The organism is Roseibium marinum (assembly GCF_002906165.1).
GTDB lineage: Bacteria > Pseudomonadota > Alphaproteobacteria > Rhizobiales > Stappiaceae > Roseibium > Roseibium marinum.
Window position 1 is genome coordinate 245037 of the sequence record NZ_PPCN01000008.1, and the last position, 13614, is coordinate 258650.

Annotated in this window: 13 protein-coding genes; all 13 read right to left on the reverse strand. The window is 59.3% G+C overall.

Annotation, left to right across the window (positions count from 1 at the left end):
* Positions 1–3 precede the first annotated feature (3 nt).
* The 13 genes from CLV41_RS18250 to CLV41_RS18315 all read right to left on the reverse strand — a co-directional run bounded on the left by CLV41_RS18250 (position 4) and on the right by CLV41_RS18315 (position 13486).
* Complete coding sequence (locus CLV41_RS18250; RefSeq protein WP_103223853.1) at positions 4–1026, reverse strand: methyltransferase; 1023 nt, start codon at positions 1024–1026, stop codon at positions 4–6.
* A gap of 657 nt (positions 1027–1683) precedes the next feature.
* Positions 1684–2163, reverse strand: a complete 480-nt coding sequence (locus tag CLV41_RS18260; RefSeq protein ID WP_103223855.1) for a GNAT family N-acetyltransferase — start codon at positions 2161–2163, stop codon at positions 1684–1686.
* Between the two features lie 112 nt (positions 2164–2275).
* Positions 2276–2938 carry a 5,6-dimethylbenzimidazole synthase gene (gene bluB, locus CLV41_RS18265; RefSeq protein ID WP_103223856.1) on the reverse strand — a complete coding sequence of 221 codons (663 nt, stop codon included), beginning with the start codon at positions 2936–2938 and terminating at the stop codon, positions 2276–2278.
* A gap of 6 nt (positions 2939–2944) precedes the next feature.
* Positions 2945–3493 (reverse strand): adenine phosphoribosyltransferase, encoded by a 549-nt coding sequence (locus CLV41_RS18270; protein WP_103223857.1) that lies wholly within the window; start codon positions 3491–3493, stop codon positions 2945–2947.
* Between the two features lie 165 nt (positions 3494–3658).
* Positions 3659–4540, reverse strand: a complete 882-nt coding sequence (locus CLV41_RS18275) for an S-methyl-5'-thioadenosine phosphorylase (RefSeq protein ID WP_103223858.1) — start codon at positions 4538–4540, stop codon at positions 3659–3661.
* Positions 4541–4609: 69 nt separating this feature from the next.
* Positions 4610–5101 (reverse strand): GlcG/HbpS family heme-binding protein, encoded by a 492-nt coding sequence (locus CLV41_RS18280; protein WP_103223859.1) that lies wholly within the window; start codon positions 5099–5101, stop codon positions 4610–4612.
* A 69-nt stretch (positions 5102–5170) separates the two neighbouring features.
* Positions 5171–6055, reverse strand: coding sequence for a cytochrome c1 (locus CLV41_RS18285; protein WP_103223860.1), 885 nt, complete (start codon positions 6053–6055; stop codon positions 5171–5173).
* Positions 6056–6085: 30 nt separating this feature from the next.
* Positions 6086–7351: a cytochrome b gene (locus tag CLV41_RS18290; protein ID WP_103223861.1), complete on the reverse strand. Its 1266-nt coding sequence runs from the start codon at positions 7349–7351 to the stop codon at positions 6086–6088.
* Positions 7352–7376: 25 nt separating this feature from the next.
* On the reverse strand, positions 7377–7937 hold the full coding sequence (gene petA, locus CLV41_RS18295) for a ubiquinol-cytochrome c reductase iron-sulfur subunit (RefSeq protein WP_103223862.1): 561 nt from the start codon (positions 7935–7937) through the stop codon (positions 7377–7379).
* A gap of 311 nt (positions 7938–8248) precedes the next feature.
* Complete coding sequence (locus tag CLV41_RS18300; protein ID WP_103223863.1) at positions 8249–10087, reverse strand: ABC transporter ATP-binding protein; 1839 nt, start codon at positions 10085–10087, stop codon at positions 8249–8251.
* Positions 10088–10089: 2 nt separating this feature from the next.
* Positions 10090–10518, reverse strand: a complete 429-nt coding sequence (locus tag CLV41_RS18305; protein ID WP_103223864.1) for a hypothetical protein — start codon at positions 10516–10518, stop codon at positions 10090–10092.
* A gap of 377 nt (positions 10519–10895) precedes the next feature.
* Complete coding sequence (locus CLV41_RS18310) at positions 10896–12758, reverse strand: putative bifunctional diguanylate cyclase/phosphodiesterase (protein ID WP_103223865.1); 1863 nt, start codon at positions 12756–12758, stop codon at positions 10896–10898.
* Between the two features lie 326 nt (positions 12759–13084).
* Complete coding sequence (locus tag CLV41_RS18315; protein ID WP_103223866.1) at positions 13085–13486, reverse strand: DUF2177 family protein; 402 nt, start codon at positions 13484–13486, stop codon at positions 13085–13087.
* Between the last annotated feature and the right edge of the window lie 128 nt (positions 13487–13614).

Below are 13614 nucleotides of genomic sequence, written 5' to 3' on the forward strand. Positions count from 1 at the left end.
ATGTCAGGCAGGCTTGCGGCCATGCACCAGCATGGTCATGCCGGGGATCATCACTTCCGTCCTGACCTGGTCAAATCCGGCCGCTTCCATCAGCCCGGCCACATAGGCGCTGGTGATGGAGCGGGCTTCCGGGTTGAACGCCGTGTGCTGAAGCTGCCAGAGCGCGGCAAGTTTCGGACCTTCCCGGTTTTCGTCGACCATGAAGTCATGCACCATGAAGCGCCCGCCGGGAGCAAGCACCTCGCCGGCTTTGCGCACCAGACCGGGGATCGCCGATCCGGGAACGCCGGAAAAGAGATAGGACATCAGCACCGCGTCGGCGCTTTCCGGCCACGGGTCCGTGAGGGCGTTGCCCGGCCGGTAGGCGATCCGGTCCGAAAGGCCTTCCTCCGCGATGAATTCCTCACCGACGCTGGCGACATTCGGGAAATCCAGAATGGTGGACGTCAGTTGCGGATAGGCCTTGCACAGCGAAATCGAAAACGCACCGGTGCCGCCGCCGACATCCAGAAGTGTCTTCGCCGTGGACAGATCGACCATCTTCGCAAGCCCGCGCCCCGGTCCGAGCGAGCCGGCATGCTGGGAGCGCGAATAGAGCCGGGCTTCTTCCGGATCGCTGAACCAGTCCTCATAGGAAGCAACCTGATCCTGATCCAGACTGTCGGTCAGCGCGTCGTTGAGCTGGGTCATGAACGGATACATCTGCCTGTCGATCTGGAACCGCAGATAGTCGCCGAAATCATATTTGCGCCCCTTCACAAGAAAGGCTTCCGCAGCCGGGGAATTGGTGAAGCCCGCGCCGTCCTTGCGCACCAGACCGAGACTGGTCAAGGCCGTCAGAAGAGTGGTTGCCCGGTCGAGATCAAGAAGACTTTTCGCGGCAACTTCTTCCGGAGTTAAAGTCGTGTCGGAGAGGATTGAAAACAAACCGACATGAAGCGCAGAAAACAGCGCCTTCGAACCCATGAAACCGAACGCGATATCTGAAATTTCCTCAGCCGTTTCAAGTGACCTGGCAGCGGTCATGTATTATCCTCCTCAGGAAATCTTATCAGAAAATGCGCGGAAATTTTCCGGCACGTAGAGTGATCTTGGGATGTTGCGATTATAACTATTGTGCAGCGCAATGCAAATACGCTGAAGGCTCAAATTGGAAGCCAGCGAAACCGTTCTCTGCGGCCCATCTTTCGAGACAGCGCTGGCGCGCTTCCTCAGGATGAGGATGTTGGAAGTCCCGGAATAGCAACATGTTGACCCTCATCCTGAGGAGGACCGTAAGGTCCGTCTCGAAGGATGGGTCACAAAGGAAAAGGCTCCCAGCGTCCGGCCTGCCAACCTTCAGAGAAGGCTATTTCTTGTCCTCGACCCAAATGCCGACCGCCTTGTAGACAGCGACGGAGTGCCCCAGGTCTCTTTGGAAGCGCGTTCTTGGCTGCCCGCGAACAGAGCGCAAGGAGTTCCCCATCACGAGAGACGCCATTCTTGCGAAAAACCCGTATTCAAAGGACAGAAAGAATAAAACTGAAAATACTACCGTCAGGAAATATGAAAAGTGATCTCTATGTTCATTAAAAAGATACCCGCACACGACCATAGATACAAGCAATGGGATCGTTGAAGCCATTATTCTATTGTTTGTCTTCCTGGTAATAAGCTCACAAATTCTCAAATGATAGACAGGCTTCACAGCACCCTCGCGAACAGCACTTCGTCGTGGATCTCGATACCGTAGTCGCCGCGAAGCGGAATTGCGGGCTTTTGTTTCCGCTCCTGATCAATGACCCCCTGGCCGATCCGCTCCAGCCGGAAACCACGGCGCTGGTAGAAGCGGAAAGCATCCAGATTGTCGTTCGAGGTGCGCACGGTAAGGCGCGGCACGTTTTTCGTCCGCGCCTCGGTGATCACCGCATCGAGCAGCTGGCTGCCCACCCCGCCCCAGCGGTTGATTGAATCCAGCGTCACGATTTCCCACTCGCCATCGCGCTTGATCAGCGTGACGAGGCCGACAAGGTCATCGCCGTCATATGCGACATATCCGGGCAGGCGCGAGGCATCGAGCATCTCGTTGTCGAGCATGAGGTCCGGCGCGGTCCAGCGGTCCGTCAGCAGCCGGTGCACGTCGGCATGGTCTCTGTCTTCGGTATGTCGAATGATCACAGGCATTATTCGCTCCCAGATCAACCTGCTGTCATGCGGCAATACACGAAAGCAAAAAAGTTGATCGCTCTTGTAGTGTCAGGGCAGCAGGTCCGGGTTCGGCCCAACCCGGGATGCTCTAACGCCGGAATAACCGCGTCTCCAGAGGACTGCGCGCTTGCCAGTGCGCACGCTCCAGTTCCGGATCGATATGCTCTTCTTCCGGAAAACCGACGCATAGATAAGCCACGAGCCGCCAGCCGGCGTCAACCTTGAGGATATTCCCGACGGCGTGCGGGTCGAGGATCGATACCCAGCCGACACCGATGCCTTCCGCCCGCGCCGCCAGCCAGAACGTGTGGATCATGCTGACGGTGGAATAAGCGAGCGTTTCAGGCATGGTCGCCCGTCCGAGACCGTGTCCCTGCGCGGGTGCGCCGTCGCAGAAAACCGCCAGATGAACGGGGGCTTCCTTCAGACCCGCCAGCTTGAGCTGCCGGTACTGCTGCGCCATGCCTTCGTCATATCGGCCCGCGGCCGCTTCGTTTTCCGCTTCGAAGCACGCAACGATCCCTGCGCGTTTGTCCGGGCTGTCTACGATCACGATCCGCCAGGGCTGGCTGTTGCCGACGGAAGGAGCCAGATCAGCCAGAGCGAGAAGGTGGTCGAGCGCGCCGGCGGGAAGCGGATCGGTCCTGAAGCGGCGCACGTCGCGACGCCATTTCAGCAGGGTCTCGAAGTCCCTCTGAAACGCCTGCGAAAATTCCGGTTTGGCACCCCCTGCGCCGGTTCCTCCCTGCATGAGCGCTCAGTGCCCCGGAAATTCCACCAGAGTGCGCACCGAAACGTTCATCGCTTCCAGCTTCCCGCGCCCGCCCAGATCCGGCAGATCGACGATGAAAACTGCCGCCTCGATATTCGCGCCCATCGATCGCAGCAGCTTGCAGGCCGCTTCCGCCGTCCCGCCCGTGGCGATCAGGTCATCCACCACGATGACCCGGTCCCCCGGCCGAATGGCGTCCTTGTGCATTTCCATTTCATCCAGGCCATATTCCAGGGAATAGGCGATACGCACCGTCTCGTGCGGCAGCTTTCCCTTCTTGCGGATCGGTACGAAACCTGAAGAGACCTGATGGGCGACAGCCCCACCCAGAATGAAGCCGCGTGCCTCGATGCCGGCAACCTGATCGACCTTCGAACCGGCCCAGGGCTGCACCAGAGCGTCCACCGCACGGCGGAACGCCCTCGCATCGCCAAGCAGTGTGGTGATGTCGCGAAACAGTATCCCTTCGCTCGGATAGTCCTTGATCGTACGTATCGACGAGATCAATTCATCCTGGATCGTCTGTTCGGTCATCGAACTCTCTTTCTGGTACGGTTCCCGAGATAGCAGCAACTGTCCCGGGTTTGTGATCTGGTCAGGCAGGCCGGGTTGCGATGACCCGGGCTCCGACCGTGGCTTATAGCAAGTTTACGCCAGTGGCCGAAGCCATTTTGCTCCCGATTGCGGGCTGCCGCTCTCTCAGATGGCCTTGTTCAGAATACGGCCGGCGACGGCGTCCAGTTTGGCGACCAGCGCCGGATCCCGTTTTTCGGGCGCCGTCATCATGGCGAATTCCAGTGCCGTGTCGGAGCCGGCCGGGCAGGACCGGTGTTCGCGCGGCAGATCGCGGGCGACGCGGGCAACGAGGCGCTGCGCATTGTCGGCATTTTCGCGCAGAACCTTGAGGATTGCCTGGATATCGACCTCGCCGTGATCCGGATGCCAGCTGTCGTAATCGGTGACCATCGCGACGGTCGCGTAACAGATCTCGGCCTCGCGGGCGAGCTTGGCTTCGGGCATGTTCGTCATGCCGATCACATCGCAGCCCCAGGACCTGTAGAGCCGGCTTTCGGCAAGCGAGGAAAACTGCGGGCCTTCCATGGCAAGATAGATCCCGCCTTTGGTGTAGGCGAGGTCTTCCGCTTCCGCCGCCGCGGCCACTGCATCGACCAGCTTCGGGCTGACAGGGGTCGCCATGGAGACGTGGGCGACGCATCCCGTGCCGAAAAAGCTCTTTTCCCGTGCGATGGTCCGGTCGATGAACTGATCCACCAGCACGAATGTACCCGGCCCCAGTTCCTCCTTCAGCGAACCGCAGGCGGAGACAGACAGAAGGTCGGTGACGCCGCAGCGCTTCATGACGTCGATATTGGCACGGTAGTTGATGGTGGTCGGCGAATAGACATGGCCGCGGCCGTGGCGCGGCAGGAACACGATTTTCAGTCCGTCTATGGTTCCGACCCGCACCTGATCGGATGGGACCCCCCAGGGGCTTTCGACACTGATCCATTCCGAATTTTCAAGACCCGGCAAATCGTAGATGCCCGAACCGCCGATGATGCCCAAGACTGCGTCTGCCATGCCCGCTCCTGATAATTGCCTGATCCGGCCAGCCTTGTGTCTCAAGGCGCCGAAGGTAATCCGCGTGGGTTATTTCAGCTGATCCGCGATCGCGTCAAGGCCGGCTTTGGCGCATTGCGCCTCGTTGTCCCCGCCGCCGCCCCCAGCAACGCCGATGCCGCCCAGAAGCTCTCCGGACTGCGAGACGATCGGCAGCCCGCCGCCAAGCGTCACCGCTCCGGGAACGGTAACGAGGCCCCACGCCCTGCCGGGTTCGGCAAGCGTGTCCAGATCGAGAGTGGGCATGTTGAAGCTCGCCGCCGTCCAGGCTTTGCGCCGCGCCGTTTCGGCCACATGCGCCCCGCCCATGTTGCTGCGCAGCGTTACCTGCTCGACGCCGAAGCGGTCGACGACCGACGCGCCCACCTGATGCCCGGCCTCGGTGCAGACCTCCACCGCCCGCAGCGCGGCTCTCATCGCAATCTGCAGATCCAGGACGGCAACCGTATGCATCGCCGCGGATTGGGAAAATACCGATGCGGGAAAAAGCAGCACACACAGGAAAATCGATATGCGGCGCATTCCATTACCTCTCAAAGAAAAAGCCGCCGGTAACCGGCGGCTTTCATAATGCACTGTGTCAACGTTCAATCAATGGTCAACGTTGCGCCAGAGTTTCTTCTTGGTGAAGTAGAGCAGTCCGGCGAAGAAGATCAGGAAGACCATCACGCGGAAGCCGATTTTCTTGCGCTCTTCGAGATGCGGCTCGGCAGCCCACATCATGAACGCGGCAACGTCGCGCGCATACTGCTCGACCGTCATCGGCGTACCGTCGGTATATTCGACGATTTCTTCCGAAAGCGGCGGCGCCATGCCGATCGGACCGCCGGTCAGATGCTCATGCGCGCATTCTTCCGCCGTCACCGATCCACCAAGGAATTTCGGATTATAGTAGCCGTCGATATCCTCTCCCAGACACGCCGGATTGTCTTCCGGATAGCTGGTCAGCAGCGCGTAGATATAGTCCGGACCCTGTTCCTGATACTGGGTAACCGCGTCGAAGACGAACCACGGAAAACCGCGATGGCCGGCGCGCGCTTTTGCCAGCAGGGAGAAGTCCGGCGGATAGGCTCCGCCATTGGACGCACGGGCGGCCTGTTCGTTCGGAAACGGTGACGGAAACTTGTCCGCCAGGATCCCCGGACGCTCGTACATGTCGCCATCGTCGTTCGGACCGTCGACCACGGTGTATTCGGACGCGATCTGCTTTGCCTGATCCTCGGTAAAGCTCGGCCCGCCATAGTCGGCAAGGTTACGGAACGCGACCTGCCGCAGTCCGTGACAGCTCGCGCAGACCTCGCGGTAAACCTTCAGGCCGCGCTGCACCTGCCCGCGGTCGTAGAAGCCGAATGGTCCGGAGAAGGACCATTGCTCGCGTTCGATATGCGGCGCTTCACCGGCGGCGAGGGCCGGGGTCGCGGCGGCAATGGCCGCCACCGCGGCGAGGGAACGAACCATTTTGATCATGGTGCTCATTGTCTCAACTAACTCCTGATCCGGTTCGCGTTACTTCGTTTCCGGTGCGGCTGCCGCACCGGCCGGCTTGCCGGACCCGCTCTTCAGGACCGCTTCGGAAATGGAAGTCGGCACGGGCCGCGGTTTCTCAAGGAACCCGAGCATCGGCAGGATGATCAGGAAGTGGGCGAAGTAATAGACTGTGCAGATCCTGGCGAGAAGAACATAGGTTCCTTCCGCAGGCATCGCGCCGAGATAACCGAGCGCCACCGCGTTCAATGCGAAGATCCAGAAGAACTGCTTGAACAGCGGACGGTAGGCACCGGAGCGGACCTTGGACGTATCCAGCCAGGGCAGCACGAACAGGACCGCGATTGCACCGAACATCGCCGCTACACCGCCGAGCTTGTCGGGAACGGCGCGCAGGATCGCGTAGAACGGCAGGAAGTACCATTCCGGAACGATATGGGCCGGGGTCACCAGCGGGTTGGCCTCGATATAGTTGTCCGGATGGCCCATGTAGTTCGGCACGTAAAAGGCGAACCAGGCAAAGACGATCATGAACACGATGATCGCGAAGAAATCCTTGACCGTGTAGTACGGATGGAACGGAATGGTGTCCTGCTTGGTCTTCGGCTGCACTCCGGTCGGGTTGTTGTTACCCGTCGTGTGGAACGCCCATACATGCAGGATGACCACGCCGAAGATCATGAACGGCAACAGGTAGTGCAGCGAGAAGAAGCGGTTCAGCGTCGCGTTGTCGACCGCAAAGCCGCCCCACAACCAGGTGCGGATCGCATCGCCGACCATCGGGATGGCCGAGAACAGGTTGGTGATGACCGTCGCGCCCCAGAAGGACATCTGGCCCCAGGGCAGTACGTAGCCCATGAAGGCGGTGCCCATCATGATCAGGAAGATGATCACGCCGAGGATCCAGGAGATCTCGCGCGGCGCCTTGTAGGAGCCGTAGTAGAGACCGCGGAAAATATGGATATAGACGGCGATGAAGAACATCGACGCGCCGTTGGAATGCAGGTAGCGCAGCATCCAGCCGAAATTCACGTCGCGCATGATATGCTCGACACTGTCGAACGCCAAACCCGCGTTCGGCGTGTAGTGCATCGCCAGGACGATGCCGGTGATGAGCTGCGCGATCAGCATGAAAAACAGGATACCGCCGAAGGTCCACCAGTAATTCAGGTTCTTGGGGGTCGGGAAGTCGACAAAAGAGCCGCGCATGAGCGAGATGACCGGCAGCCGGCTTTCCAGCCACTTTGCCGCGGCGCTCTGCGGTACATAGTTTGAATGTCCAGCCATGGCTGTCTCCTGAAATATCTTGCCGTTAGCCGATCTTGATCGTCGAGTCGCTGGCGAACTCGAGCGGCGGAATCAGCAAATTCTCGGGAGCCGGGCCCTTGCGGATACGGCCGGCGGTATCATAGTGAGAACCGTGACACGGGCAGAACCAGCCGCCGAAATCGCCGGAATCGCCGATGGGCACGCAGCCGAGGTGGGTACAGATCCCCACCTGAACGAGCCAGTTTTCCTGGCCTGCGACGCCCCGGTTGGGGTCCGTTGCCTGCGCATCCGCCGGCAGGTTGGCGTTTCGCGCCAGCGGGTCCTTGAGATCGGCCACGGGAACGGCCTTGGCTTCTTCCACTTCCGTTTCTGTACGGTTGCGGATGAAAACCGGCTTCCCGCGCCATTTGACTGTAATTGACTGCCCCTCTTCAACGGCAGACACATCGACCTCGATGGAAGCCAAAGCCAATGCGGAGGCATCGGGGTTCATCTGGTCGATGAACGGCCATACCAGCGCGCCAGCGCCCACAACGCCCATGGCGCCCGTCGCAATGTAGAGGAAATCGCGGCGGGTCGGTTCCGCCTGATCCGTATGTACCAAGGTCGCGTCCTCTCGAAACCTGTTCAACCTGTACCGAAAGCCCGCATCACGTTCGGGGGCCCTTCATTTTCGCAAAGAAGGGGTCGGAACCATGCCGGGCTTTTCGGGGACCGGGTACGACACTCTCTCCGCACCAGTCAAGCGGCTTGTCTTTTTGCACCCTTCGAAACGCTTGTCCAGTTCAACGAACGCCTCGAAACATTTATGTCGCAGCCAAAAGCTCCACCGCGCCGCTTTTCTGCCCTTTTTTTGTCAAAGAGCGCAAGACCGTAATTCAACTGAATTTCGGCCCTGCGTTTCTTCCCTGTTTATCACGCCGCCGCGACCGACGACAGGAACCCGCCCGACTGGTGTTGCCAGAGCTGAGCGTAAAGACCGTTTTTCTCAAGAAGCTCCTGATGGGAGCCCTCTTCGATAATTCGGCCCCTGTCCATGACGATCAGCCGGTCCATGGCCGCGATGGTCGACAGGCGGTGTGCGATCGCGATCACGGTCTTGCCCTCCATCAGGTCGAACAGGCTTTCCTGAATGGCCAGTTCCACCTCCGAATCGAGTGCGGACGTCGCCTCGTCGAGAACCAGGATGGGCGCATTTTTCAACAGCACCCGCGCGATGGCGATCCGCTGGCGCTGGCCACCGGAGAGCTTGACGCCCCGTTCGCCGACATGCGCGTCCAGCCCGATTCGGTCATTGAGATCCGTCAGGTCCCGGACAAACCCGTGGGCATGCGCCTTCTCAAGGACGCCTTCCACCTCGACGCGGCTGACATCCGGCTTGCCATAGGCAACGTTCTCGAAAATCGACCGGTGCAGCAACGAGGTGTCCTGCGTCACCACACCGACATTGGCGCGGATGTCGTCCTGACGAACCTTGGAGATGTCCTGACCGTCGATCAGGATCCGTCCGCGTTCCAGGTCGTAGAACCGCAGCAACAGGTTGACCAGCGTCGACTTGCCGGCGCCGGACCGGCCAATAAGGCCGATTTTCTCTCCGGACCGGATGGTTAGATCCAGATCCTCGATGACGCCCGATTGCTTGCCGTAATGGAAGCAGATCCCGTCGAAACGGATTTCGCCTTCGGGAACCGCAAGCCTGACGGCATCCGGAACATCGACCACGTCCCGCTCCCGCGCGATGGTGTTGATGCCGTCCTGAACCGTTCCGATATTCTCGAAAAGACCGGACACTTCCCAAAGGATCCATTGCGACATGCCCTGAAACCTGAGGACCAGGGCAACCGCCACCGCGATTTCACCGGTGGTGACCCGCCCTGCCTGCCAGAGACCGATCGACAATGCTCCCACGGCGAACAGCAACAGCATGTTGATGATCGTCAGGGTGATGTTCATCCCCGTGACCAGCCGCATTTGCCGAAATACGGTCTTCAGGAACGCGGTCATCGATGTCCTGGCATATTCCTCCTCGCGTTCGGCGTGGGAGAACAGCTTGACCGTCGAAATGTTCGTATAGGCATCGACGACATGCCCGGTCATGAGCGACCGTGTATCCGCCTGCTCCCTGGAAACATTCTTCAGGCGCGGAATGAAGATCCGCATGGTCACCATGTAGCACCCGAACCAGGCCGCGAACGGGATCAGGAAGTAGAGACTTGCGTCCGCCACCACGAACAGGGCGGCGATGAAATAGACCGCAACGTAGACCAGGATGTCGGCGATGCGGGTCACGACCTCCCGGACCGAAAGCGCTGTCTGCATCAGCTTGTTGGCGATCCGGCCGGCAAAATCGTCCTGATAGAACGATATGCTCTGCCGCAACAGATACCGGTGCACCCGCCAGCGTACCGACATGGGATATGTGCCCATCAGGCCCTGATGGAACATGATTTCCCAGATGGCGGCGCAACCCGGCAGCAGCACAAGCACCACCAGCCCCATCCACAGCAACTGCGGCCAGTTGTCCTGAAAGAACGTCTCTGCGCTTTCCGAGCCTAGCCAGGTGACCAGTTCGCCGAGAAACGTGAAGATCATCACTTCCAGAAAGGCGATCATTGCGCCAAGGACGGAAACGCCGGCCAGGATCGGCCACACCGGTTTGGTATAATACCAGCAGAAGGCCCAGAAGCCATTCGGCGGCACGTCAAGATCCGTTTTCTCGAACGGATCGACGAGTTTCTCGAACCAGTCGAACATTTTTACCTCTCAGACCCGATCAACCGCAGGACACTCATCAGATGCAGGGAACTGTCCTGAATTGGCGATTGCTGAACCGGGCGGACGATGCTGTCGGGGACGCACAGACGCGTGCCGGCGACCAGACATGTGAATGTCAGGGCGAGGATGAACGTTCCCCAGAAAAGCGCGACGAGCTGTTCGGCGAATACGCTCGCCGGGATGAGCTCTCCCGCAAATTCCAGGGCTTCGATCCGGCCCAGATTGAAAACGAGCACCGGAATGAAAAACACCACGGCGATCGCGAAGGTCAGTCCCAGGAAGAGCCCAGCGACCACCACGACGCGGCGGACACGGCGGAAAAATCCCGGTTGAGGCTCTTTCGGCGGCGGCACTTCGAAATCCGAACGCTCCGCAAGGGCAGCCACGTGCGGCAAATATTGAATTGACATCGGATCATCTCCGAAATGGGATCGTAATACTGGTGACGGCAGACACGGGTGCAACACGCGTGCAGCTCGGATGGAACGGCTTGAGCCGGTCACCGCCAAGTCCTGGATAATGAAGACGGGCTGTGGCTTCCTAGAGGAAGCGGACAGCAATCCCCGGACAACCCATGAGGGCGGCAGATGGGTGGATCATGCAAAGATCAATCATGTAAGCCCTCCTGGTTGCGCAGCCGGGCGGCTGCTAGGGTTAAAGCCAACCATCAACAGTTGACCGGGAACGTTGGTAACCGCATTCGCCGGGGTTGAAAAGCGAAAATGCGGCAATATGCTGCATGACGGGGTCACTGTTGCCATTGGGACACAGCCCCTTCGGCGGACGGCTACTGCATTTCGAATTGCGGCACGAAATCCCGAATATGCGTCTCCGCTTCTCTCGGGGTCAGCGGCTTTGAGATCACCTCTCCCTGGATCACGCCGCAGCCTGATTTTCTCAGAATCTCGGCCTGTTCCTGCGTGTCCACACCCACCGCCGATGTTTTCAGCCCGAGCGTGGCCGCCAGCCGGATGATCGACTCAACCAGCTGCTGCTGGCTTGTCCCGTCCCTCAGACCCGCAATCAGGAGACGGCTGATTTTCAGCCCGTCCGCGTTCAGATGAATGAGCTGGCCGGCGCCGCCATGCCCGCTGCCGAACTTGTCCAGGGCAATCTGGCAACCCAGCTCCGAAATCTTGCCGAGATGATCCGCCAGACCGTCGGACTCGTTTAGCCTGATTATTTTTTCGTCCAGTTCGATGACGATGTCTTGCCTTGCGAACATATTCTCATCGCAAAGTTCCTCAACAGCATCCCTGAAGCCCGGATCCTTCAGACTTGCGCCCGTCAGATTGACGGACAGGAAGAAGGGATGTGTCGAGGTTTCCCGAAGCCGCTTGATCTCCGCAATGCCACGGCGCAGCGCAAAATGTTCGATTTTGGCTATGTGTTTGACATCTTCCTGCGAGGACAGCATCTCAACCGGATCGACCAGCCCCCTGGAAGGGTGCAGCCAGCAGGCGAACGCCTCGTAGCCGATGATCCGCCGGTGTTCGAAACTGTATTGCGGTTCCAGCAGCAGGGTCAGCCGTCCGGTTTCCAGGTCCTCGTCGAGTTGCGCCATCGTCATGCGTTTCTGGCGATGCGCCGCCCCGAGGGCTTCCGTGTACCAGGCGATCCGGCTGCGCCCCGTTTTCTTGGCGGCGTAAAGCGCCATGTCGGCGCAATTGATCAGTTCGGAGGCGCTCGACTTTGCACCATCCGCGAGCACCAGCCCGACACTGACGCTCACCTTCAGGCTCTGGCTGTCCACCTTGACGGGCTTTGCCAGACCATCGAGAATCCGGTTTCCCAGCGATTGCATCTGCTCGCGGCTGCACGGCTCGGAAACAACCGCAATGAACTCATCGCCACCGGTCCGGGCGGCAAGGCCCTTGTCCCCCAGCACCGATTTGAGAACATGGGCGGCGTGCTGCAGGACGGCATCCCCCACACTGTGGCCATGGCTGTCGTTGATTTCCTTGAAATGATCCAGATCGAAATGGATGATGCCGACCTGCCGGCCGGTCTCATTGGCGGCCGAGACGGTCTCCTGAAGAAATGAGGAGAGTTTGGCCCGGTTGGCGATGCCGGTGAGATCATCGTGCTCGGCCTGATATTTGAGCGTGTTGCGCACGACCTCCAGCTCTTCCATGTATTCCACCTTGCTGGTGACGTCCCGGCAGATGACAATGATCTTCGAGTCTTCCAGAGTCTTGCCCTCGACAACCGCGAAGGTGAGCTGGTTCCAGAAATATTCCCCGTTCTTGCGCCTGTTGTGGATCAGCTCTTCGAAGCCGGACTGGTATTTTGTCAGGTCGAACTTGAAAGTCTCAATTTCTTCCGGCGAAACCTGGCTCTCGGGCGCGAGAATGAATTCCTGCGGGCGCCGCCCCCGGATTTCTTCGGCTGTATAACCTGTGATGCGGGAATAAGCGGGGTTGGTCCATTCTATGCGCCCGTAGATGTCCTGCATCACCAGGCCCTCGTGGGCATGTTCCACCACGAGCTTCAGGATGGCGGCATCATTGCCGAATTGTGACGGACCCGCTCCGCGCGCCGGAATGCCTCTCCTGACCCCACTGAAATACCCAATGAAGAAGAAAGAGACGGCCACCGCGAGGCAGACTATCAGATATGGAATTGGCGACCCGGCCAAGAATTCCGACATAACCCGCCTTCATTTCAGGAAAGGTTCCGATTTTACCTTACCGGGAAAATCCTCGTTTAATGTCTAATCAGGAAAGCAGTCTATGAATATTGTCATTTATATCAGGTCTTACTTGTCGATTGAACTGTAAGGTTGGCGCAATTTGCAAAAACCGACCGGCTTGAGACTGAGGACTGACGCAAATTTGACCCGGTTGCGTCTCCGTGTGCTGCATGTATTCCGTCACCGGCTGCATATGCGCATGTTTCACCCCGCATGGTGACGAAGTTTGGCACCCGGGCCGTTCCCGCCACCCTTTCCCACGGGACAGCGGCACCGCCTCCCTGTCAGGAAACCAGCCGGGTCAGCACATAGCCGGCACCGGCGGAAAAGGCCGACAGGGTGGTTCCCCAGGCAATATCCACGATGACGACACTCACCGGCCAGTTTTTCAATGTCGCGAAGTTGGTGAAATCATAGGTCGCATAGGTAAAGAACCCGAACAGGGCGCCATAGACGACGGCGCTGCCCAGACTGCCGTTTTTCAGCGCCGGACCGACCGCGAAAATGATAATTCCCACGACGTAAACGACATAAAACGCCGCGGCGGCGGCCATGTTCGGCTTGTCCATCATCAAATGCCCCAGCCGGTCGAAATAGAACCGGGTGGCGATCTGCGACAGCCAGATGAAGTCCACGGTAAGAAAAACCGAAACCGTGAGAAAATAGGCGATGACGAGCTGTGACATGGGAACCTCTTTTGGGTTGCGGCAGGTCTACGGACCGGAAGCCTTGGCGGATCAGCGGTTTTCCGCCGCAAGCGCCGGCATCATCCGGAAACCGCCCGGATATGGGCCGGTCCCTTTCGCTTCGATCG